The organism is Psychrobacter sp. ER1 (assembly GCF_048631835.1).
Taxonomy (GTDB): domain Bacteria; phylum Pseudomonadota; class Gammaproteobacteria; order Pseudomonadales; family Moraxellaceae; genus Psychrobacter.
The window spans coordinates 2521956-2545223 of record NZ_CP184640.1; the positions used below are offsets into that span (position 1 = coordinate 2521956).

The 23268-nt window shown below is 44.8% G+C and carries 26 protein-coding genes and 1 pseudogene; 14 read left to right on the forward strand and 13 right to left on the reverse strand.

Going from position 1 to position 23268, the window contains the following annotated elements:
- Positions 1-21: 21 nt before the first annotated feature.
- Together ACOBWA_RS11685 and ACOBWA_RS11690 are read right to left on the reverse strand one after the other, a co-directional pair.
- Positions 22-858 (reverse strand): amino acid ABC transporter substrate-binding protein, encoded by an 837-nt coding sequence (locus ACOBWA_RS11685; RefSeq protein ID WP_057761253.1) that lies wholly within the window; start codon positions 856-858, stop codon positions 22-24.
- A 429-nt stretch (positions 859-1287) separates the two neighbouring features.
- Positions 1288-2043 carry a UTRA domain-containing protein gene (locus tag ACOBWA_RS11690; RefSeq protein WP_238052142.1) on the reverse strand — a complete coding sequence of 252 codons (756 nt, stop codon included), beginning with the start codon at positions 2041-2043 and terminating at the stop codon, positions 1288-1290.
- Between the two features lie 384 nt (positions 2044-2427).
- Here ACOBWA_RS11690 and hutU point away from each other — a divergent pair, with 384 nt between their 5' ends.
- From hutU to hutI, 6 genes are all read left to right on the forward strand, one after another.
- The gene (hutU, locus tag ACOBWA_RS11695; RefSeq protein ID WP_420229446.1) at positions 2428-4146 is read left to right on the forward strand and encodes a urocanate hydratase; all 1719 of its coding nucleotides are present in this window, start codon (positions 2428-2430) and stop codon (positions 4144-4146) included.
- A gap of 71 nt (positions 4147-4217) precedes the next feature.
- Positions 4218-4409, forward strand: a complete 192-nt coding sequence (locus ACOBWA_RS11700) for a hypothetical protein (RefSeq protein ID WP_420229447.1) — start codon at positions 4218-4220, stop codon at positions 4407-4409.
- Positions 4382-5581: a YjiH family protein gene (locus tag ACOBWA_RS11705; RefSeq protein WP_420229448.1), complete on the forward strand. Its 1200-nt coding sequence runs from the start codon at positions 4382-4384 to the stop codon at positions 5579-5581. The genes ACOBWA_RS11700 and ACOBWA_RS11705 overlap by 28 nt, the downstream gene beginning before the upstream one ends.
- A gap of 120 nt (positions 5582-5701) precedes the next feature.
- Positions 5702-7264 (forward strand): histidine ammonia-lyase, encoded by a 1563-nt coding sequence (gene hutH / locus ACOBWA_RS11710; protein ID WP_420229449.1) that lies wholly within the window; start codon positions 5702-5704, stop codon positions 7262-7264.
- A 42-nt stretch (positions 7265-7306) separates the two neighbouring features.
- Positions 7307-8338: a formimidoylglutamase gene (gene hutG, locus ACOBWA_RS11715; protein ID WP_420230769.1), complete on the forward strand. Its 1032-nt coding sequence runs from the start codon at positions 7307-7309 to the stop codon at positions 8336-8338.
- Positions 8339-8429: 91 nt separating this feature from the next.
- Positions 8430-9725, forward strand: a complete 1296-nt coding sequence (gene hutI, locus ACOBWA_RS11720) for an imidazolonepropionase (RefSeq protein WP_420230770.1) — start codon at positions 8430-8432, stop codon at positions 9723-9725.
- Between the two features lie 114 nt (positions 9726-9839).
- Here the strand turns inward: hutI and gdhA are convergent, their stop codons facing one another.
- Positions 9840-11186 (reverse strand): NADP-specific glutamate dehydrogenase, encoded by a 1347-nt coding sequence (gene gdhA / locus ACOBWA_RS11725; protein ID WP_420229450.1) that lies wholly within the window; start codon positions 11184-11186, stop codon positions 9840-9842.
- 621 nt (positions 11187-11807) lie between these two features.
- Here gdhA and ACOBWA_RS11730 point away from each other — a divergent pair.
- From ACOBWA_RS11730 to ACOBWA_RS11765, 8 genes are all read left to right on the forward strand, one after another.
- Positions 11808-12170, forward strand: coding sequence for a roadblock/LC7 domain-containing protein (locus ACOBWA_RS11730; protein ID WP_010201036.1), 363 nt, complete (start codon positions 11808-11810; stop codon positions 12168-12170).
- Positions 12171-12346: 176 nt separating this feature from the next.
- Positions 12347-12841, forward strand: coding sequence for a PAS domain-containing protein (locus tag ACOBWA_RS11735; protein ID WP_420229451.1), 495 nt, complete (start codon positions 12347-12349; stop codon positions 12839-12841).
- A gap of 3 nt (positions 12842-12844) precedes the next feature.
- A complete protein-coding gene (locus ACOBWA_RS11740; RefSeq protein ID WP_420229452.1) occupies positions 12845-13357 on the forward strand; it encodes a PhnD/SsuA/transferrin family substrate-binding protein in 513 nt (170 codons plus the stop codon).
- The gene (locus tag ACOBWA_RS11745) at positions 13354-13593 is read left to right on the forward strand and encodes a hypothetical protein (RefSeq protein WP_420229453.1); all 240 of its coding nucleotides are present in this window, start codon (positions 13354-13356) and stop codon (positions 13591-13593) included. The genes ACOBWA_RS11740 and ACOBWA_RS11745 overlap by 4 nt, the downstream gene beginning before the upstream one ends.
- A 124-nt stretch (positions 13594-13717) precedes the next feature.
- The gene (locus ACOBWA_RS11750) at positions 13718-13927 is read left to right on the forward strand and encodes a hypothetical protein (protein ID WP_420229454.1); all 210 of its coding nucleotides are present in this window, start codon (positions 13718-13720) and stop codon (positions 13925-13927) included.
- Positions 13928-13956: 29 nt separating this feature from the next.
- On the forward strand, positions 13957-14340 hold the full coding sequence (locus ACOBWA_RS11755; protein WP_420229455.1) for a hypothetical protein: 384 nt from the start codon (positions 13957-13959) through the stop codon (positions 14338-14340).
- Between the two features lie 140 nt (positions 14341-14480).
- Positions 14481-15095 carry a hypothetical protein gene (locus ACOBWA_RS11760; protein ID WP_057761270.1) on the forward strand — a complete coding sequence of 205 codons (615 nt, stop codon included), beginning with the start codon at positions 14481-14483 and terminating at the stop codon, positions 15093-15095.
- A gap of 418 nt (positions 15096-15513) precedes the next feature.
- Complete coding sequence (locus tag ACOBWA_RS11765) at positions 15514-16194, forward strand: class I SAM-dependent methyltransferase (RefSeq protein ID WP_165598497.1); 681 nt, start codon at positions 15514-15516, stop codon at positions 16192-16194.
- A gap of 19 nt (positions 16195-16213) precedes the next feature.
- Here ACOBWA_RS11765 and ACOBWA_RS11770 read toward each other — a convergent pair.
- The 10 genes and pseudogenes from ACOBWA_RS11770 to ACOBWA_RS11815 form a co-directional block, all read right to left on the reverse strand.
- Positions 16214-16788: pseudogene (locus ACOBWA_RS11770) on the reverse strand (GNAT family N-acetyltransferase).
- A 48-nt stretch (positions 16789-16836) separates the two neighbouring features.
- Positions 16837-17559 (reverse strand): nucleotidyltransferase family protein, encoded by a 723-nt coding sequence (locus ACOBWA_RS11775; RefSeq protein ID WP_420229456.1) that lies wholly within the window; start codon positions 17557-17559, stop codon positions 16837-16839.
- Complete coding sequence (locus ACOBWA_RS11780) at positions 17556-18869, reverse strand: XdhC family protein (protein ID WP_420229457.1); 1314 nt, start codon at positions 18867-18869, stop codon at positions 17556-17558. The genes ACOBWA_RS11775 and ACOBWA_RS11780 overlap by 4 nt, the downstream gene beginning before the upstream one ends.
- A 111-nt stretch (positions 18870-18980) precedes the next feature.
- Complete coding sequence (locus ACOBWA_RS11785) at positions 18981-20378, reverse strand: xanthine dehydrogenase family protein molybdopterin-binding subunit (RefSeq protein ID WP_420229458.1); 1398 nt, start codon at positions 20376-20378, stop codon at positions 18981-18983.
- Positions 20336-21016 carry a molybdopterin cofactor-binding domain-containing protein gene (locus ACOBWA_RS11790; protein ID WP_420229459.1) on the reverse strand — a complete coding sequence of 227 codons (681 nt, stop codon included), beginning with the start codon at positions 21014-21016 and terminating at the stop codon, positions 20336-20338. The genes ACOBWA_RS11785 and ACOBWA_RS11790 overlap by 43 nt, the downstream gene beginning before the upstream one ends.
- A complete protein-coding gene (locus ACOBWA_RS11795; RefSeq protein ID WP_420229460.1) occupies positions 20926-21402 on the reverse strand; it encodes a hypothetical protein in 477 nt (158 codons plus the stop codon). The genes ACOBWA_RS11790 and ACOBWA_RS11795 overlap by 91 nt, the downstream gene beginning before the upstream one ends.
- A 2-nt stretch (positions 21403-21404) precedes the next feature.
- The gene (locus ACOBWA_RS11800) at positions 21405-21728 is read right to left on the reverse strand and encodes a hypothetical protein (protein ID WP_420229461.1); all 324 of its coding nucleotides are present in this window, start codon (positions 21726-21728) and stop codon (positions 21405-21407) included.
- Positions 21729-21732: 4 nt separating this feature from the next.
- Positions 21733-22398: an FAD binding domain-containing protein gene (locus ACOBWA_RS11805; protein ID WP_420229462.1), complete on the reverse strand. Its 666-nt coding sequence runs from the start codon at positions 22396-22398 to the stop codon at positions 21733-21735.
- The gene (locus ACOBWA_RS11810; protein ID WP_420229463.1) at positions 22395-22916 is read right to left on the reverse strand and encodes a 2Fe-2S iron-sulfur cluster-binding protein; all 522 of its coding nucleotides are present in this window, start codon (positions 22914-22916) and stop codon (positions 22395-22397) included. Before ACOBWA_RS11810 ends, ACOBWA_RS11805 begins: the two co-directional genes overlap by 4 nt.
- Positions 22880-23065 carry a hypothetical protein gene (locus ACOBWA_RS11815; RefSeq protein ID WP_420229464.1) on the reverse strand — a complete coding sequence of 62 codons (186 nt, stop codon included), beginning with the start codon at positions 23063-23065 and terminating at the stop codon, positions 22880-22882. Before ACOBWA_RS11815 ends, ACOBWA_RS11810 begins: the two co-directional genes overlap by 37 nt.
- Positions 23066-23268 lie beyond the last annotated feature (203 nt).

Sequence of the window (23268 nt, forward strand, 5' to 3'; positions counted from 1 at the left end):
CTGACATGATAGAAACTGACATTATTTTTGTTGACTTATATCAGCACCAAAGAACTGTTCGCTAAGCTTAGTTAGCGTGCCTTCAGCCGCCAATTCAGCCATTGCTTCATCCAGTTTCGCTACAACTTCATCATCACCTTTGATAAGCACTAGGCCTGAACCACGTAACTCACTAGCAGGTGCAGTCAGTTTAATCTCAAGATCAGAATCTGGGAACTTTTTGAGATAATCCAATACCGCTAGATTGTCATTCATCGTAAAGTCAGCACGGTCCTGCTTCACTAATTGAATTGCTTGCGCCATACCATCGACAGGAACGATCTCTGCGCCATAACGCTCTGCAAGCTCACCATAGTTACTGCTAAGTGATTGCGCCGTACGTAGGCCTTTTAGACCTTCCCACGAGCTATAACGGTTGTCATCAGTAGGTGCCAATACGACCGCACCTGACCAGCTATAAGCCATTGCTTTGTCATACTTTGCTTTACGCTCAGGCGTGGTCAAACTAACTTGGTTAGCCACCATATCAAAACGTTTTGAATCCAAACCAGCCAACATTGCATCCCATTGGGTTTCTTTAAACTCAACGTCTACGCCTAGTTTATCTGCGACTGCACGCGTTACTTCAACATCATAACCCGTTAGTTTGCCGCTCTCATCATGGTACGTGAACGGAGGATAAGTACCCTCTGTACCGACGTTGATGGTGCCGCCGTTGTTGATACGTTGTAGCAAATCAGAACCGCCTGTTGCAGCGCTATCAGTTGCACTGGTATCGGCTTCGTTGGTAGTAGATTGACCACAAGCGGCAAGGAACATAGTACTGGCAGCAAGGGCTAAGAGAGTACGACGTTTCATAAGACGTCCTTATAAGAGTGAATAAATAAAGTAAAAACGCATAATGCTAATAAAATATACGGTGCTAATAAATAGGACAAGCCGACACAGAAGAACAATATAAGCTCTTCTATGATTTTCGGCTTTGGTTGCCCGATTTGAGGCTATTCGGGCTATTTTTCAATACTGTTTCTATATTATATTTTAATTTTTAACGATTGTTCAAATATTCTGATGACTTTAATTAACGCCAATTGCTATCTTATTAAATAGCAGCTTATGGATATAGTATCTCACTTTAGACAGAAAAACGTACACAATCAGTGAGCATACGTAAGCTATAGTCAGTTCAATATAATTTCGATACAAGGAAACCGAGTGCAAGTTATACATTAGTATGCTTAGCGAGGATGAGGATGTAGCGGATTGATATAGGCTTGACTATATCTACTATAACTCGCCAGAAAACTGATAGCGATCACCCGCATGCCACATTCTTACAAAGGTAACGACTTGGCCGGCCGAATAGGTCTGCCGACGCAACACAAGCGTTGGTGACTGCGGCGCAATTTGCAAAAACTCAGCAATTTCATCAGGAGCTGCCAATGCTCGGATGGTATAACTGCCACTCTCTAGAGGGCTTTTGGCAATCAAGTAATCACTGGTATTGACCACACTAAAATCCTGATCAATAAACTTCGGCACTTTTTTGGCATCGACCCAACGTTCCTCAAACTGTATGGGCTGACCATCAGCAAAGTGAATGATTTTTACTTCATACAGGACAGCTTCATCACTAGCATCTGTCTGAGCGCTTGTATTAGCAGGTACAGACTTTTCATCAATACCAAACTTACGACGCAACTCATTATCGAGCATAGCAGCAGTAACGGCGCGCTTGCTGACGACCTGTGCCTCATAATCACGATTGGCAGACTTTAAATCCTCAGCGATGTTGCGTACCTCAACAAACGTATGATTGAACTGCTGCTGCGCGACAAACGTGCCCGACCCTTGCCGACGCTCTAACACCCGCTCCTCGCTCAGCTCTTTTAGCGCACGGTTGACCGTCATTCTTGACACGCCAAACTCTTCAGCCAGTGCCATTTCTGTCGAAATTGCGTTGCCCGCTTGCCACTTACCAGAATGGATGTTGTCTAGTATGGCGTTTTTTATGCGTTGATACGCCGGAATCGTCTTTGTCATATCCGCCTTTGACCGTCAGTTTTGCTAATAGGAATGACCACATAATATCACGAGACCACCGTGCAAGCCTTAGTCAAAATGTCTGAGCGTTCAGTGTTGACTAGGGCGTTTTTCAACTCACTCGGTGTTATCTAAATCGACTGAGTAAATAACAAAAATAATCAGCTCATGAAAAAAACCTTGCATGAAAAAAGTATCTTTGATAATTTGTATATACAAATATACAGCAGTGCTAGAAAATTTGCTTTATCGATTCGATATTTTTATGAATTTAGATGAATACTTAGTAGTAGATAAATACTTAGTAAATGAATATCTAGGCTGACTGTAAGACACTTACTCTGATGACTTTATCGCCCTATTCGCTATCACAAGGATATGATCATGACTACTGACAATGGAACCAACAAAGAGACTAAGCTGACTCGCCGTGATGAGAGCCGTAATATTGCTGCGCCTACTGGTAGCACGCTACATTGCAAAAGCTGGCTGACCGAAGCACCTTATCGTATGCTGCAAAACAACCTGCATCCTGATGTGGCAGAAAACCCAAAAAGCCTGGTCGTCTACGGTGGTATCGGACGCGCAGCCCGTAACTGGGAAAGCTATGATCAAATCTTAGAATCACTAAAAGAATTAGAAGATGATGAGACGTTGCTAGTACAGTCTGGTAAACCAGTCGGCGTGTTTCAAACACATGAAAACGCACCACGCGTATTGATTGCCAACTCCAACCTTGTACCGCGTTGGGCAACGTGGGAGCACTTCAACGAGCTCGATCGCAAAGACCTGTTTATGTACGGTCAAATGACTGCTGGTAGCTGGATTTATATCGGCACGCAAGGCATCGTCCAAGGTACGTATGAGACTTTTGTGGAAGCGGGTCGTCAGCATTATGACGGTAGCTGGGCGGGTCGTTGGATTTTGACCGCTGGTCTAGGCGGTATGGGCGGGGCACAGCCATTAGCCGCGACCTTTGCTGGTGCGACTTCTCTAAACATCGAGTGCCAGCAGTCTAGTATTGATTTTCGCTTGCGTACAGGCTATGTCGATAAGCAAGCTGACAACCTTGACCATGCTTATGAGCTGATTAAGCAGCATACTGCCGCAGGTGAAGCCGTCTCTATTGCCCTACTTGGTAATGCAGCAGATATCTTGCCTGAGATGGTCAAGCGCGCCAATGCAGGCGAGATAAAACCTGACTTGGTTACTGATCAAACCTCAGCGCATGACTTGATTAATGGCTATCTACCAAGCGGTTGGACAGTAGAGGAATGGAAAGCTGCTCAAGAAGATCCAGAGCAACATGCAGCACTGACCAAAGCCGCTGCTCAGTCTTGTGCCGTACACGTCCAAGCGATTTTAGACTTGCAAGCGATGGACATTCCAGCGACTGATTACGGTAATAATATCCGTCAGGTCGCTTTTGATGAAGGGGTCAAAGATGCCTTTAATTTCCCAGGCTTTGTCCCTGCTTATATTCGTCCGCTATTTTGCCAAGGTAAAGGCCCGTTCCGCTGGGTAGCGTTATCAGGTGATCCAGAAGATATCTATAAGACTGATCAAAAAATCAAAGAGCTATTCCCTGAAAATAAACATATCCATCGCTGGTTAGATATGGCAAAAGAGCGTATTCAATTCCAAGGCTTGCCTGCTCGTATCTGTTGGCTAGGTCTTGGTGAGCGTGACAAAGCAGGTTTGGCATTTAATGAGATGGTCAAAAACGGTGAGCTAAAAGGCCCAATTGTAATTGGTCGTGATCACCTAGACACAGGTTCTGTCGCCAGTCCAAACCGCGAAACAGAAAGTATGAAAGATGGCTCAGATGCGGTATCTGATTGGGCACTATTAAACGGCATGCTGAACGTAGCAGGCGGTGCCACTTGGGTATCACTGCATCATGGTGGCGGTGTCGGTATGGGCTACTCGCAGCATTCAGGCATGGTCATCGTGGCGGACGGTACAGATGCCGCAGCCAAACGCTTGTCAAGAGTACTGGTCAATGACTGCGGCTCAGGCGTCATGCGTCATGCCGATGCTGGTTATGAGTTGGCGATTAAGACAGCGAAAGATTATGGTTTAAACCTGCCAATGCTCAAATAATTTGCCCTCTGTCCTTATGAGCTTGTAGCTAGGCATAAGGACATAATCGCCTATTTATCAAGGAGGATAATATGATTGAGCAAAATACGATATCTAGTCTGAACGATGAAAGTACAACGACATCATCGAAAAAACTACTATCAACCCCTATTGCATTAATACAGCTGATCGTATTCAGTGCGATCGGTTTGGTGATGTTTTTTGTGCCGTTTACCATTGGTGAAAAAGCACGATTTTGTTCGATCATGGCGCAACCTATCTAGTCAATCAGCAGCATACCTTGTCCGTGACGCTATTATTTTTACTCATGCTCTATGGCGTGAGTAAGCCATTTATCGATGGCTCATGGCGTAAAAATATCACTCACATGATTATGACGACTTTCAAGATCATCGGTCTGATGTTGGCAGTGATGTATGTGGCTGACATAGCGCCTGCCTTTATGATGGAAAAGGACATGCTGCCTTTTCTGTTTGAAAAACTGGCCTTACCAGTCGGTATGATTGTACCGCTTGGGGCGTTGATATTAGCATTCTTGGTTGGTTTTGGCTTACTAGAAATGGTTGGTGTGCTCATGCAGCCAATTATGAAACCTATTTGGAAAACCCCAGGTTCATCAGCGATTGATGCTGTTGCTTCCTTTGTCGGCAGCTACTCCATTGGCTTACTCATCACCAATCGTGTGTACTTGCAAAAGCAATATTCAGCGCGTGAAGCCATTATCATTGCGACTGGGTTTTCAACCGTGTCAGCGGCATTTATGGTCATTGTTGCCAAAACGCTTGGTCTGATGGATTTTTGGAATATGTTCTTTTGGTCTACGCTAGTAATTACCTTTATTGTCACTGCGATTACCGCTCGTATTCCACCTATCAGTCTCTTTGATGATCATGTCGAACGTCCCGCTTTAGACCATAAAGGTGGTACACGGTTAGCAGCTGCGTTTGACTTAGGCTTGTCCACTTCACGCCGTGCAACTGACCTCAAACAAATATTATGGTCTAACTTCCGCGACGGTCTAACGATGGCAGCCGCCATTGTGCCGTCCATCATTGCAGTCGGTTTAACAGGATTACTATTAGCAAAATATACGCCGGTGTTCGATGCCCTAGGCTTACTTCTTTATCCATTTACATGGCTTGGCGGCCTACCAGAGCCTCTCGTCGCTGCCAAAGGAATGTCAGCAGGATTGGCTGAAATGTTCTTGCCAGCACTATTGCTAAGTGACGCAGATATACTGACGCGCTATGTCGCAGGGGTCATCTCCATCAGTAGCGTGCTGTTCTTCTCAGCCATGATTCCGTGTGTGCTTGCAACCGAGATTCCAGTCTCTGTTGGCAAAATGGTCATCATTTGGTTCGAGCGCGTGGTACTTAGTATTTTATTGGCTGCGGCTTTCGGACATCTGGCTATCTACCTCAATTGGATTGGCTAAAAAATTCAAACTCAATAATAGATATTTCGTTGATTAAAATCCTTTTAACAACTTCATTTTAATAAAGATACGAATCAAAAATCATATAACCCATATGACTATGCAACTAGGATTACCCCTATGAACAATATCAAACAACTAACCCTACATCCTCGCCAGCTTAGCTTTGAGATGCTACGTGATATCTACGAGCAACCTGTCATATTGACACTGCCTGAGAGTGCTTATGAAGCGATAGATGCCTCGCACGAAGATGTACGTACCATCATTGCACGAGACAAAAGCGCTTATGGTATCAATACCGGTTTTGGCCTACTTGCTAAGACACGTATCAGTGATGATCAGCTTGAGCTACTTCAGCGTAACCTGATCGTTTCTCACTCAGTGGGTACTGGTGAAGCGTTGCCAGACGGTGTAGTTCGATTAATTATGGTCATGAAAGTCGCCAGTCTGGCGCAAGGTGTCTCTGGTGTACGCCGCGAAGTGGTTGATAGTTTACTTGCCTTAATCAACAATCAAATCACACCCAATATCCCAGCCAAAGGTTCAGTTGGTGCCTCTGGTGACTTAGCGCCATTATCACATATGACACTTGCAATGATGGGCGAAGGTGATGTGTTTGTTGACGGTAAAAAAATGCCTGCCGCTGACGCTCTAGCCCAGCATGGACTTGAGCCTATTACTCTTGCAGCCAAAGAAGGCCTTGCGCTGATCAACGGTACGCAAGTCTCAACTGCGCTAGCATTACGTGGTTATTTCTTAGCGCGTGATTTACTTGAGACAGCTACTATCGTCGGCTCACTGTCAATTGATGCCGCCAAAGGCTCAGATTCACCATTTGATGCGCGTATTCACGAAGTACGCGGTCATCATGGTCAGATAGAGATCGCCAAAGCACACCGTCAACTGATCAAAGGCAGTGCTATCCGTGCTTCGCACGATGGCGAACAAGATGATCGCGTTCAAGACCCATATTGCTTACGTTGCCAGCCACAGGTCATGGGTGCTTGTCTTGATATCATCAACCAAGCAGGGAAAACGCTGCTCATCGAATCTAATGCGGTAACAGACAATCCGCTTATCTTTAATAATGAAGATGGTCCGGTCGCCATATCATGTGGTAACTTCCATGCTGAGCCAGTCGCTTTTGCCGCGGATATTTTAGCATTGGCTATCGCTGAGATTGGCTCGATGTCTGAGCGCCGTGTCGCTTTGCTGATCGATGCAACTTTGTCAGGTGGTCTGCCACCATTCCTAGTCGATAACGCTGGGGTAAACTCAGGCTTTATGATTGCTCATGTAACCGCAGCAGCACTGGCTTCAGAAAACAAATCTATCGCCCATCCTGGTAGCGTCGATAGCATCCCGACTTCTGCCAACCAAGAAGATCACGTCTCAATGGCTACCTATTGCGCACGCCGCCTATATGAGATGGCGCAAAACACTGCGACTATCATAGGTATTGAGCTACTGGCTGCTGGTCAAGGTATTGATTTTCATCGAGGACTCGAGACATCAGAGCCGTTAACTGTGGCACATCAAAAACTACGTGAGAAAGTGACGTTCTATGATAAAGATCGCTACCTCGCCCCTGATATCGAAGCGGCCAAGCAGTTAGTACTAGACGGCACACTTGCTCAGCACTGGCAAGAACTACGTCACAACTGGTACGAGTCTAAATAAGCATTGGCTGGTAAAAGGAGAGCCATGATGGCAGTCACAAACATGACCACACCCATTAGCCATACACCCGCTGATATGACTCAGTGGACAGGACGCGCAGAGCCGTTTGAGACTGCACGCGCCCGTTATTGGTATCAGCTTGCTCAGCCTTATGAGGCTCAACATATTGGGCTAATTGGCTTTGCCTGTGATCAAGGCGTCAGACGCAATCAAGGCCGCGTGGGTGCTAGAGCTGCACCGTCATTGATTCGTCGAGCTTTTGCTACGCTGCCAGTCATCGCTGATTTGCAACAACGCTTTGATAGTCAATTATCAACCTTATTAGGTGATGCTGGCGACATTCATTGTGATGATAATGATGGCTTTGCCGACAATATTCTTGAGCAAGCTCAGATCAAATATGCCGATGCAGTGAGCACTATCGTCAAGCAAGGTGGATTACCCATCGGGCTTGGCGGTGGTCATGCCATTGCTTATGGTAGCTTTTTGGGATTATGGCAGGCCTTAGAAAAGGCAAACGATACAACTATCAGCACAAACACAGCGCCTACTATCGGGATTATTAATTTCGATGCCCATCTTGATATTCGTCAGTCTGATGTAGCAACCTCTGGTACACCGTTTCGCCAGATTGCCGAGCATCTTGACGCACACGATCAGCCCTTTCATTATTGCTGTATTGGCGTCAGTCGCTTTTCTAATACCGCCGCGCTCTTTGATCGCGCTGAGCAACTGGGTGTACAGATTATTAGTGATGAAGACTGTCATTATCAGCCTTGGGACACCATTGCCGAGCAGGTCAAAAGCTTCATAGATCAGGTCGATATCGTGTATCTCACCATTGATATGGACTGCCTCCCCTCTAGTCTCGTCCCGGGTGTCAGTGCGCCTGCTGCTTTTGGTATTGAGCTTGGTTTTGTTGAGCGTATGGTCAAGCTGATTGTGTCATCAGGCAAAGTAAAAATGGCAGATATTGCTGAGATCAACCCGACCTTTGATGTGGATAGTCGTAGCTGCAAAGTCGCTGCTCGACTGCTAGCGACTATTGTAGAGCAGCACTTACTTAGCGCTTAGGCCTTCAAATAAAGGTCTCTGACTCCACAATAATTAGGAGCATATTATGAATAAATCAAAGAACTCCGTATTGAAAAATCCTACAGAACAGATGCTAGACGAGTCTATTATGACATCATTTGATCATATTATTATTAATGCCAATATTGCGACCTTTTCAGCGCAGCATGGTTTTGGCATTGATACAGGTGTAGATGCAAATAAGAACGCTGATAGCATCCCATATGGTCAGCTACACAATGCAGCCATCGGTATTAAAAATAGCAAAATCGCTTGGGTTGGCACACAGCATCAAATCACTGCTCATTTGTCTAAATATCAAGCTAGCCAAATCACGGATGTAAATGGTAAATGGATAACGCCTGGACTCATCGATTGCCATACGCATATCGTCTATGGTGGCAATCGTAGCAATGAATTTGAAGCCCGTTTGCAGGGCGTTAGTTATCAAGATATTGCTGAACAAGGCGGCGGTATTGTCGCGACGGTCAGTGCTACCCGCGCTTCCAGTATTGAATCGCTATTTGCCCAAAGTGAAAAACGCTTAATCGCACTTATGAAAGAAGGTGTCACCAGTATCGAAATCAAGTCTGGCTATGGCTTGGACTTGGACACTGAACGTAAAATGCTTACGGTCGCTCGTCAACTGGGAGAAAAATACGACATTCATGTAAGTACCACGTATTTGGCGGCTCATGCCTTGCCACCTGAGTATAAAAATCGTGCAGATGACTATATTGAGCAAGTCTGCGAGTGGCTGCTAATTCTGCATGCAGAAGGCTTAGTCGATGCGGTCGATGGTTTCTGTGAAAATATCGCCTTTAGTACAGAACAAATCAGACAAGTGTTTGAGGTAGCTCGCTCTTTAGATCTACCAGTCAAACTGCACTCTGAGCAACTGTCTGATATCGGCGGAAGTGCCTTAGTTGCTGAATATAAAGGACTATCAAGCGACCATCTAGAGCACTTATCAGAAAAAGACATCAAAAAAATGGCGGCTAGCAATACCGTTGCCGTGATATTACCAGGGGCGTTTTATACGTTACGTGACACTAAGTTGCCACCGACTGAAGCTTTGCGCAAGCATCACGTCCCTATGGCAATTTCAACTGATTGTAACCCCGGCACCTCACCGTTGACGTCGCTGTTATTGACGATGAATATGGGCTGTACGCTATTTTACTTAACCACTGAAGAGGTTTTGGCAGGAGTTACTGTTCACGCAGCACAAGCATTGGGTCTACCTAATAAAGGAAAAATAGAAGTCGGCTGTGATGCCGATTTAGCGCTATGGAATATCGCTCGTCCTGCTGACTTGGCCTATCAGATGGGGCTCAATCCCATCCAAGGCATCATGGTTCAAGGACAATGGCGCGACACAATATAATCAATCTACCTTTGTTTATCTCAATTAAAAAGCCCCAACCATTCAATGATTGGGGCTTTGCTATTTGTCCATATTAACCAACCACTAAGGCTTGTTTACCACTTATAAGTAAGACTAGTTCAAAATACCAAAAGCGACCAACGCATCAGCCACACGTTTGAAGCCAACCATATTGGCACCAGCCATATAATCGATATACCCATTGTCAGTTTGACCATATTGTTCTGAAGCATTCGCAGCACTGTCGTGGATATCTTTCATAATACCTTTTAGACGCTCATCGACTTGCTCAAAGGTTTGATATTGACGGACAGAGTTTTGCGACATTTCAAGCGCAGATACTGCTACCCCGCCCGCATTAGCAGCTTTACCAGGTGCATAATGAACACGGTGCAAACGGATATAATCAATTGCTTCCGCAGTGAGCGGCATATTAGCGCCTTCCACCACATACTTCACGCCATTTTCGACCAATAATTTGGCATCAGCTTCATTGACTTCATTTTGAGTAGCGCATGGAATCGCAATATCAGCTTCAAACTGCCACGGTTTCTGTTTAGCAAGCCACTCGCCACCATAAACATCAACATACTCTGCTAAAGGCTTGTTTTGCTGCTTTTGTTTTTTGAGCCAATCAATTTTTTCTTGATTAAGACCCTTTTCATCATGCAACATCCCTTGTGAATCAGAGACAGTTATTGCCATACCACCTAGCGCATTCACTTTTTCGGCAGCGTGCAATGAGACATTACCTGCTCCTGATATCAGCACCTTTTTGCCTTGAAGCTTATCGTTCTGAGCGATGAGCATATTTTCTAAGAAGTAGACTGCACCGTAGCCAGTCGCCTCTGTACGCATCAAGCTGCCACCAAAGCCCACGCCTTTGCCAGTGATAACCCCTGTTGATTCACGCGTTAAATTCTTATACATCGCAAACATATAGCTAACTTCTCGACCACCGACGCCGATGTCACCAGCAGGCACATCCATGTCTTTGCTCACGTAATGATGTAGCTCACGCATAAAGGCATAGCAAAAACGACGTATCTCGCTGTCTGTTTTACCTTTAGGATCAAAATCTGACCCACCTTTACCGCCACCAATAGGCAAGCCAGTTAAGGCATTTTTAAAGATTTGCTCAAAGCCTAAGAACTTCAATACGGATTGATTGACGGTAGGATGGAATCTAAGACCGCCTTTGTAAGGGCCTAGAGCATTGCAAAACTGCACACGCCAACCACGATTGACTTGTACCACGCCTTGATCATCTTCCCAATTGATACGAAAGCCAAATACCCGATCAGGCTCTACCAAACGCTCGAATACCTTTAACGTACTGTATTCAGGATGCGCATCGTATAAAGGTTGAATCGTAATTGCCACCTCTTTTACTGCTTGAATAAACTCTGGCTGATGGGCATAACGTGCTTCGACTTTTTGGATGGCTTCACTGATGCTCATGTATTTCTTCCTTAGGATAAAACTGGTGATAGTAATTATTTACATCGACGCTACAACATATTGAGTGAACGAAAGGGCTATAAACGTTGATGTAAAACTGAAATCGCCCCTATACAAGATTATGTATAGAGACTGATAGGATCAAAAAAGCTGACTCAATTTGTATCTTTATAACGCATTTAGAAGTGTCAATATTTATCCCCTCATGACTGTATATCATTTTTGAGACTTATAAGTCTAGTAAATATCTTCATCATAAGAATCTATAAGTGATTTTTATTAACTAAATTCCAGCGGCTCCGTTTGATAGCAATGGTGGACATTAATCTATAGTTACAAAGAATACCTCTATTCAAAAAATACCAAGGATCTTGCTAGGTCTTCAACCGCTCATCGATTAGATATAATAAAAAACCACCATTTTCCTCGAAAAAATAAAGATAAAGGGTAATGATTTGATGACAAAAGGCATAAAAGTCCAAAAAATTTACTTTTAATTGGGCAAGTGTATATCAATATTATTAGGAAGGAATTATAATACCTTTCTTTAAACAAGGATATTTTTGACTAACTTCATTAGTTCATAAATAAAAAACCAATCACCAGTACAGAGAAAGCGATATGCGTACAGATTCATTTCAGCAGATATTGGAAGACTTAAACAGTTCATCAGCAGATGTTGAAGCATCTGCGCTAATCTCTAACGATGGTCTTATGATTGCTTCAGCTCTACCAACCGGCGTGGATGAAGATCGTGTGGGTGCTATGTCAGCAGCATTATTATCATTAGGTGACCGTGCAGGCCGCGAGCTGGCACGCGGTAGTATCGATCGTATTATGATTCAAGGCGAGAAAGGCTACGTCATCATGACTTCATCAGGCGATGAAGCCGTACTCACCATCATGGCAAAGCCCAATGCCAAGCTTGGCTTGATATTCCTAGATATTAAGCGCGCTTCAGAAGCGTTGGCAAAGCTCATTTGATTGGCGACTGCTTATCGAATTTATTAGCTTTTAATTACTATAAACATAGTTGATTCAATATAATTTGGATACAAGGAAGCCGAGTGAAAGTACTACAAGTAGTAGGCTAAGCAAGGCTGACACCGTATCTAACTTATAGAGGATTGACGATATAACGATCAACGAAGGAGATGACCATGGGTTCTCCAATCCCCGATGCACACAAACCCGATATGCCTGCTGAGCAAATCACAATGACTTATCATGATGGCACCTCACGGACTGTCTATGATACTGGTATAGAGCGCCCCTACCCAGACGGTAAGCTGATTGTCTCGCGTACCAATCTCGACGGTATCATCACTCACGTCAACGACGCCTTTGTCGAAATCAGTGGCTATCATGTAGATGAATTGATTGGCCAACAGCACTATATTTTGCGTCATCCTGATATGCCAAAAGCTGCCTATAAAGACTTATGGAATACTGCTGAGTCTGGACAAAAATGGCATGGCTATGTCAAAAACTTATGCAAAGACGGCAGTCATTATTGGGTCTATGCCACTGTGGTGCCTAACGTGCGTCGCGGCGAAACCGTCGGCTACACCTCGGTACGACGCAAACCATCACGCAGCAAAATTGAAGCGGCGTTGATTCAATATGCCCAAATGAAACAAGATGAGGAAGGCTAACTCATGACGACACACAATATGTTAATCGCCCCTGATTTTTCGCCTGATCGCTTTGCTGGCTGGCACATGTTCAACACCTTGATTCAAAAACGTGCCAACTTAAACATGCATCTCAATATTCCTGCCTCTCACGCTGAGCAAGAGCAGGTCATTGATGCTGGTGACATTCAAATCATTTATGCCAACCCTTTTGATGCAGCCACTCTCATTCGAGAGCAAGGCTATCGAGCCATTGCCCGACCTATCGGCAAGTCTGACGAGATGATCATTGCAGCCGCTGCCAATAGCACTATCAGCCGTTTGGAAGACATTCAAGCAGGGGCTACTGTCGCGATGGCTGACAACCGAGATGTCAAACTGATTGGTTTGCGATTGCTAGAAGCCGTTGATATCGAAGAATCTGATCTCAACTGGGATGTGACCGAGACCTATCAAGCGGCTGCCCGCAAAGTCATCAAAGGTGAGGCCCAAGTCGCATTTTTTTGGCAGAGATATTTCATAGCTTTTCACGCTTGACCAAGACTCAGCTGTCAGTACTTATCGAAAGTGACTTGGCTGATATCAGTCATGTGTTACTAGTCAAAGAAGACTTTCCCGATGCACAAATCTTCCTAGAAGCCATCCTGAATTTGCACAACGATGCAGATGGTAAAGAGGCCTTGGCTGAGCTTGGCATGCCTCAAGGGTTTGAGCCAATGAGCGAAGAAGATGCCGAATTTATGATTGATTTGATGCAGACATTATTGGATTAGTCGCTCAATCATTATATTGATATCAAGCGCTATTTTGCGAGATGAAGTCATCGTTTGTTTTACAACATCATTATCATTGAAACAAGCACCGTCGTAATAATAGCGATGACAGGAGGGTATTATTATGTCTGATTCAGACCTTATCAAAGAAAATGAAAGAGTCGCGCATCGAGTATTTCGGTTTTACTCTCGTAAAGTATTTTTAGCTCCTAACAACCGTCACTTTCATGAGCAGCGTATCAATGCAGCGTTACTGTTGACGGAGAAAGAGCCGTTACAAGGCGCTGTAGCGGACTTTTTTATGGGTGCTGGTTTGATATCCCATATGATGTAAACAACCTATTTACTCGTATCAAAGATCGTTTGTATCCTCATGTCCAGCAAGGCTTTCGCGATTGCATTGATAAGAAAAGATACATCCAGCGCAATAGTATGTTGGCCACTCGTTGGAGTGTGCTGATATCCCCTTCTCTCAATGAGCAAAAGCAACGGCTGCGTATCAGCAGCGACGATGCCCGAGAAATCGCTAAAGATATCACCACTGAGCTGATGCAAGCGCGTGAGGACGAAGACTGGGGTACGATTGAGCAAATCGAAAATGAGTTTTTTGCCCATTGTACTGCGCGCAATGATCGTCTCGCATTTTCGCTGGTATGGTTTCGCTTGGGTAGAAGTGATTGGCAGTTCGATGCACGTTGGGACAACTGCCAACAACATCTCGATCAAACTATAGTCAAATCCATATAAATCCGCTACATCGTCATCCTCGCTAAGCATATTAATGTATAACTTACGCTCGGTTTCCTTGTATCGAAATTATTTGAACTCAACGATATGAAAGCCTAATTTGTCACCTATTAATCACTTTTATCATAATGGTAGTTACTATGTCCTCTTACTTAAATGCTGATAAAACCTATCTTACCCTGACGCCAGCTGGTATTTTTGAGGCGTTTTCACAGAACGAACCGACTGATGAGCAGCTAGCATTACAGAATTTACTGTCTTATGATCAGACACTGCTCGCTGCTGACTGGCTTCAGCGTTATTCTGATGACTGGCTACAGAGTTTTATAGAACAAGGCTGGATTGAAAAACTGTCACTATTTTTACCAGCGCCTAACTTGCCATTGGACCAGTTTTTGCCTTATGTCGTAGCGAGCTTATCTGGTAAACGCCGAGCCGCGATCGGCTCTGATGAAGGGTTTTGTTTGGCACGAGTTGGCTATAGTCAAGAAGAAGCGGACATGCTCAGTGTCGCCGCCGCTGATTTTTCAGGCTTTATGCTCCGCCAAAAGCAACGTGGGTGGGCAGTAGAGAGTCAGGCAATCTCGTTTTTTCAACAGGTCGACCTACTCATTCCTGAGACCAGCTTTGTGTTTTTATGGATAGATAATGCAGGCTACGTTCTCATCATCGATGGCGAACCTCTGACCAACAGTCGCGCTTTTGTAGAGCTGGTATGGGCACTCAAAACCTCTGGATTGAGATTTCTTAACTAAGGAGATTTCTTAACTGATTTAACTCACTTAGTTGATTCCGCTGTATCGACTGATTTGATGCCTAATCTCAATCTTTTACGCGAGCATAAGCAGTGCGATTAGCTAAAATCAAGCGCACTGCTTATGCTCATGCAAATCTTTTCGTACCATTCTTATCTATATCACTCTTTGATATCAACCAACTCTACGCAGCAATAACAATACTCTCAGAATTAACAATAACTTGTCAGAATTTAGGTCATACTCTTCTCATACACTTAGGTATTTTCTTGCCACAACTTAAGTTGCCACAAATCTCTAATCATTCAAACATCTATACAGCTTCCAACATTTTAATTATCTTTTTCAACGTTGTACCCTACCGAAATCGGCAACCCCTGCCAAACCTTGCATTCTTGCTTATTTTTTAGGACAGTTTATGACTTCGCTGACCACTGTGCGCGTGCGTTATCAAACGATTGAGATTGGCAATACCGACATTCATATTTGCACACTACGTGACAATCAACAATTTAGCGACCCTGATGACGAAGCGTTAAATCTGGGCATTTGCTCCGCTTCTTGGCCGATGTTTGGGGTGATATGGCCGTCAAGCTTGGTGCTAGCCAATCATATGCTCGATTACGATATTGCAGGCAAACGTATTTTGGAAGTTGGCTGCGGTATGGCGCTCTCTAGTCTGCTACTGAATCATAGACATGCGGACATTACAGCGACTGACTATCATCCAACGGTTGAGTATTTCCTTGATAGGAATACCACGCTGAATAATAATAAAGAGATTAATTTTGAGCGTTTAGACTGGGCAGAGGACAATAGCCATCTTGGCAAGTTTGATATGATTATCGGCAGTGACTTGCTCTATGAAGACCAACACATTGATATATTAGCCGAGTTCATTGACCGTCACGCTATGCCGACTTGCGAAGTCATCGTGGTTGATCCTGGTCGCGGTCGCAAAAACAAGCTAACCAACAAGATGACTGAGTTTGGCTTTAGTAGTAAGCATGTAAAACCTGAAAATACGACTTATCTAGACTTGCCATTTAAAGGGCATATTTTGACGTTTTCGCGAGATAATAGTAGCCAAACAGAGTAAAAGCCAGCCGTCAATGCAATTAAGTGAGCACAGTATCCTGCCATTGCTGCCGAGTGATTTTGTACAGCACATGCTCAGCAAGTCGATGATTAGACTCAAGCATAGGGTGAAAAAATCCTCCTGTGTATTGGTCATACCAAGGCGCTCCATAACCAATTGTGAGCGCTTATTGATAACGGCAGTAAAGGCAACGACTTCATCTAGTCCTAATGTATCGAATGCAAAATTCAATGAAGCCCTTGCCGCCTCTGTCGCATACCCTAATCCCCAATAATCATTATGCAGGCGCCAAGCAATCTCAACAGCAGGAGAAAACGGCATATCGGCATACGCATGATTTAACCCAACCATACCGATAAAAGTATCTGTCTCTTTTAGACTAACCGCCCAAAAACCCCACCCATTATCATCAATCAGCGACTGGCATTTTTTGGCGATAGCATTACTCATCGAAGTAGTTAATAACTTAGGAAAGTATTCCATTACTTCAGGGTTAGCGTTCATCTCAGCGAATGGCGCAAAATCGCTCGCTTGCCATTGTCTAAGGTACAGTCGTTCGGTTTCTATCGTATTTATAATTTTATTCTCTCGCATTTCGTTGTTCAAAATGAATACTGTTCAAAATAAATCAGGTTAATCAGGCTAGCTATCAAGCCAGCCTTGTTGTTTTGCATAAGCTAGCTGCTCCGCTGTATCAATATCGTAGCTAAGTTGGTCATTATCGACCTCACCTATTTGATCAGCGGGCAATCCTCTAATGAGGTGACGAAGCCCTTTATCTCCTATCAACTCTGGCTGCCCCTGTCTAAGCAATTTATAGTTAATTGTTAAAGGTAGACCTATGATATCAGTTACCGTTTCATCCAGATATTGATGTTTTTCTAAACGTTGCCAACTGTGATAGCGACTGGCCACTACCGTCTGTTTGCCCGCTAGCAAAGCGGTTAAATGTGGTTCATCTAATAATACTTGATCGACTCCCATGATGAGCACTCGATCGATTGAAGTTGATTCAAAAGCAGCAATTGTCTCAATACCCAAACTCAAACTATGCGCCATACCAGTATCAGCTTGTGAGTTCACCACTATCTGAACCGTTGGATATTGATTGGCCAACGCTGTAATCGCACTAGCAATCAAACGATGGTTATCAGGAATGACAATGACAATAACTTGCGGATTGGTCATTATTGCCAGTTGAGTCATATAAGTAACTAATGGCTCGCCATTCTTAACGAGTAGCTGTTTTGGTTGACCGAGACGCTGACTGAGGCCACTTGCTAAGATAATGACCGCATGATTTTGACTATGCTGTTGATTACTTTCTGTATGTTCAGCACCTTCTGTAAATGCACGCTTACTCATACGCCACTCTGGACAGTATTGGCATCCGTATCACTACTCACCGCTGTGATATTTGGGAGATTACTATGTGAACCATTTACTGAAGCGGTTTGATCATGCATGATCGCATTAATCTCTGCCATGATGCCAAGCGCGAGTGCCTCAGGGCCATCTCCACCCAGCTTATAACCAATCGGATAATGCAATTTGTGAATGCCCGCTTCTAACATAGTAGGATTGCTAAGGTTTATGCTAATCTCATTAATTAAACGTTCGGTTCGATAGCGCGGCCCTAACTGTCCTAAGTATTTATAATTGTTTGAATGCTCGAGCAGTACAGCTAGGCGCGCGCGATCTTGACTCAAGCTGTGTGACATCAGGGCGACGGCTGCGTTATTACTGAGCTTAAGCAAAGTCTCACTGTCATTTAAAGATAGCGACATCACAACATCCGCTTGAGGAAACCGCATACGCGTCGCATATTGCGCGCGACTGTCTACGACCGTCACATGCCAATCTTGTAGCTTGGCCATGGTCACCAGTGGCATCACATCGTTACCTGCCCCGCAAACCAATAGACGCACTTGTGGTTGCAGGCGCTGCACAAGCCACTCTGTTGTTACCTTGCCGTTTTCCACCGTCACATATTCGGCATTTTTATCAGACAGCTTATATTCTGCTAATTCTTCTATAGTATTGGCAAGTATGCTTGAAAACGCTGTTTTCCCTAGTGCAGAAACACTTCCCAAACTGCGGTACTCATCTAAATTAATCCTCATCCCAGTTCGCAGATTATCACTGTTTTGCGATATAGAATCTTGATGCTGATAGTCGTTAGCACGAATTAAAGTCGCTACAGTAATCGGCTGCTGAGTACGTCGAACATTACGGATTGTCTCTAACAATGGCGTTGCTGTCGTTAACCGCTCAAATAATACATGCACTCGCCCATTACAGCCCAATCCAAAATTTAGCTCATCAAAGTCCGCATCATCTAAGCCGCTATCTGGCTCATCATATATATCAGACTCAGTTTGCTTCACGCCTGCTTGCGCTTGGCCATCGTCAGCATATTGAATGTCATCACCCGTCTGATACACTTGCACATTGGCACCGTTACGAGTAAGCCAAAAGCCACGTTTGATGATGTGCGGCTCCAAGCAACCGCCACTAATCATCCCAACTGAACGACCATCCTCACAGATAAGCATCATCGCGCCAGCACGGCGATACGCTGAGCCTTCAGTACGTACGACCGTTGCCAATACAGCATCAATACCCTGTTGCTTAGCTTTGATTGCCAGCTTAAGAATGTCAGCGACCTGATTCATAACGCCTCTTATTTGGTAGTTATTTTCTTGATAATGACGAAATATACTTCTGATTGAGTTATAAAAACCCGCTCATTAAGCGGGTTCCTGTCGTACATATGGCTCAAAAAATTACTCTGGCATCTCGTAAAGCAATTTATCAAGCGTGATCGGAAAATCATAAACACGTACGCCGACGGCATTGTATACAGCGTTAGCAATCGCAGCAGCAGCACCGGCAATCGCCGTCTCACCAATACCTTTAATATGCATCGGGTTGGTATAAGGATCATCCTCTTCGACCAATATCACATCTAACTGCGGTACATCGGCATTAACTGGCACATGATACTCAGCGAGGTCATGGTTACATAGGCGACCGTCACGTTTATCGTGGATGACCTCTTCCATCAACGCTGAGCCAATACCGAATACCATGCCGCCATAGCATTGCGAAGTCGCTGTCTTGTGGTTAAGAATACGACCAGCGGCAAATGCACCTGTCATACGTTTCACCCGAATCTCACCAGTGACTTTATGAACCGCCACTTCAGCGAAGTTCGCACCAAAAGAGGCTTGGCGATGGCTCTTACCGTTCTTACCCGGTTTTATCTGGCCTTTGGCAGTGATTTTTTGCTCATCATAGTCAGCGACCACATCCGCAAGCGCATAAGACTCTGTATTATCAAAATCATACTCTTGTGATGCTGACTGTCCTGATAGCGAAAGCCCTGTGGTTTGCGATAGCTTATCAATAGTGCTGTCAGCAAATGATTGGCCGCTCTTTTTGGCAGCTTCCATTGCCGTTAAAGCATGCTCGCCTGTTTTCTTGATTTGACCATTGTCTAACTGAATGTTGTCAGGATACAGACCAACTTTTTCTGCTAGCATTTCACGCAGCTGCTCACAAGCAAGATAGACACCACTACCCGCACTCGCAGCACCCCAACTGCCACCTGAGCCTGATGCTGGTGGCAATGCACTGTCACCTAGTTTCATCTCAACATGGTCGATAGGCAGTCCTAACAGGTCTGCCGCTACCTGAGAAAACACCGTATAAGACCCTGTACCGATGTCTGTCATGTCTGTCTCGATAACCGCTTTGACACCAAGTGCTTTTGACTTATCGATTTGCAGCGTTGCGCGTGCTTCAGATGGCTGTAATTGGTTACCACGGGCAGCCGCCGCCATGCCTGTACCTATCCACCAGTCGCCTTCTAATTGACTGGCAGGCTTGGGATTATGCTTATCCCAACCAAACTGTTCAGCGCCCTTCTCCATACAAGCGACTAGCTGACGGGTGGAGAAAGGAATCTCTTCGGTAGGGTCCTCTTCAGGCTCATTACGGCGGCGCAGCTCGATTGGATCAATGTCTAGCTGTGAGGCTAGCTCGTCCATGGCACATTCAACCGCGATCAAACCCACCGCTTCGCCAGGTGCACGCATCGAGCCTGATAACACTTGGTTCATATCGACCATTTCATAATTTACACGGCGGTTTTTACCACTGTATAGATAGTGCGTAGACAAGGCAGTTGGCTCAAAAAAGCTTCTCCTGGCAAATTACTGGTCGTAGTATCATGAATAAATGTGTTGATAATACCTTCTTTATTACAACCAATAGCGATACGCTGACGCGTGTTTGAGCGTCTGACCGTTGCTTCCATCACTTGTGAACGCGTCATAGTGATTAGCACAGGACGACCCAGATCTTTCGCAGCAATCGCCGCTGCAATAGATTCAGGAGCAATACCGAGCTTACTACCGAACCCACCACCCACATAGTGTGCGATCAGTTGTACTTGATCTTTATTTAGGTCCAGAGCATCCATGACTTGCTGTTTGCAAGAAGCGATCATCTGATTGGAAGTATACAGAACGAGCTTATCGCCTTCCCAATGCGCCAACGTCGCATGTGGTTCCATCGCCGCACTGTTTTGACTTGGCGTATGATAAAAACGATCTAGTGTCACCTCAGCATCGGATAGACCTTGCTCTGGATCTCCTTGAACGTAGTTCTTATCCGAACCTTTTTGCTCATCAACTTCATGGGCGTTAGACAACTCTTTAGTAAAATTTAATGCTGCTTGGTCAGTTTCATCTTTATAAGTGACTTTAAGCGCATTTGCCCCTTCTGTTGCTGCTTCAAAAGTTTCAGCGATGACCACCGCAATAGGCTGACCATGATAAAAATCTCAGTTGCTCCCTGCTTCGGCGCTTTTTTCAATCCGCCTTGCTGCGAATTACGCAAGAAGTGCTTAGGGTCTGTCACAACCTTGATAATATTAGGGATGCCGTCTAAAGAACTGCTATCAATATTTTCGACTTGTCCTTTGGCAATGGTCGCACCGACCAAGACACCGTACGCTTTATTGTCTAAATGGATTTCAGCACTGTAAGGCGCTTGACCACTAACCTTTAGCGAGCCGTCAACACGGTTAATTGGCTTACCAACCAGTTTGCTCGCTGTTGTGCTAAACAAAGACTCAACAGGCTCATCCATGGTCATTTTTTTGGTCGGTTCTGACTGAGTGATTGATTCAAGTAATGACATGATTATGCTCCCTCGCCCGCTAGTGCGCGCTGAATGACTTGTTTTAGTAGGCGACGCGTCAACGGTATCTTAAAGTCGTTTTGACCATTACCTTTGGCATCATTCAATAACAGATCAGCGGCTTGCGCGATAACGTCATTATTGCCATCGGTATCCGTCAACAGTGCCTCAATCGCTTCATTACGCCATGGCTCCGTACCGATACCACCAAATGCTAAACGTACCGTCTTTAGATTGCCGCTATCATCAGCGTCTATCACTGCAGCACAGGATACAAGCGCAAAGGCATAAGAAGCACGATCGCGCACTTTGTCATAGGTGTGCATACCTTTAATAGGCGCAGGTAAGACAACATGAGTAATTAACTCGCCTGCCTCTAATACGTTTTCGATATGCGGCGTATCTCTTGGTAAGCAATAAAAAGTCTTTTACATTGATAGCGCGAGTCGAACCGTCCGCCTTAACTGTTTCGATAGTGGCATCCAGCAAGCGCATGGCCACTGCCATGTCAGATGGATGCTGAGCGATACAGGCATCGCTCGTGCCTAAAATAGCCAGCGTACGGTTCTCGCCGTTAATAGCAGGACAACCTGTGCCCGGTTCACGCTTATTACAAGCGCTGTCTGTCTGGTAAAAATAATAGCAACGGGTACGTTGTAAGAAATTGCCGCCAGTCGTTGCTTTATTGCGCAGCTGACCAGTCGCCCCTGCCAAAATCGCTCGGGACAATACTGGATAATTTGCAATAACTTCAGGATGCGCCGCCAAATCGCTATTGGTCACAAGCGTACCGATACGCAAACCACCATCGGTAGTGGTTTCGACCTTTTCTAACTCTAAACGGGTAATATCGACCAATTTAATTGGCGTCTCAATCTCTAGCTTCATTAAGTCTAATAAGTTGGTACCACCTGCGATAAAAGACGCATCTTTGGTATTAGCAGATATTGCCGCTTGCTCTGGTGCATCAGCACGACTATATTCAAAGCGTTTCATGAGCGGCCTCCTGTTGTAGCAGTTGCTGTCTTGTTATTCGCTGAGGTCCTACCAAGTTGCGCCTCGCTCGGTGGCGGTGACCAGATACCTGTCACGCTTGAGTTTTGCACTGTGTTGTCTGCTTTTTGAGTACTAGGCTCTTGTGTTTGAGTATCTGATACCTGGCTTTCAAGCACTTGTGAAATGGCTTTGATAATATTTGGATAAGCTGAGCAGCGGCAGATGTTACCGCTCATGCGCTCAGCAATTTCTTGTACAAGGCGACCATCAGGGTTTTGCAGATCTGTGCTCACATGGCTTGGCCAGTTTTGTTTCACTTCTTCTATCAATGCGGTCGCTGAACAAATCTGACCTGGCGTACAGTACCCACACTGAAAAGCGTCATTGTCTTTAAACGCTTGCTGCAATGCCGATAATGACTCTGGCATCCCGATGCCTTCGATCGTTGTGATGTCATCACCATCATGCATAACGGCGAGTGTCAGACAGGAATTGACCCGTCGTCCATTGATGAGCATGGTACAAGCCCCGCATTGACCATGGTCGCAGCCTTTTTGGGTCCAGTAATTTGTAGGTGCTGACGACAGACGTCGAGCAGTGTCGTACGAGCGTCAAGATTTTCGAGCTGATAATCTTGCTTATTGATTGTTAAGGTCAAAGTAGACATGCTGGCTTCTCGCTGGCAGGTGAATATAATAGAGTGGTGAAATACGCTTCAAAATGACAATGTCAATAAATTTATTATGACGTATGAAAACAGTTGTTTTGTTTTTACTTTGTAGGGATTCCAGTGTAGTTTCTAATCTGCGAGAGTATCGAAATGTTAGCGCTGCTAATAGGTAGTATATTTTTTATCATCAGTTTTTAACG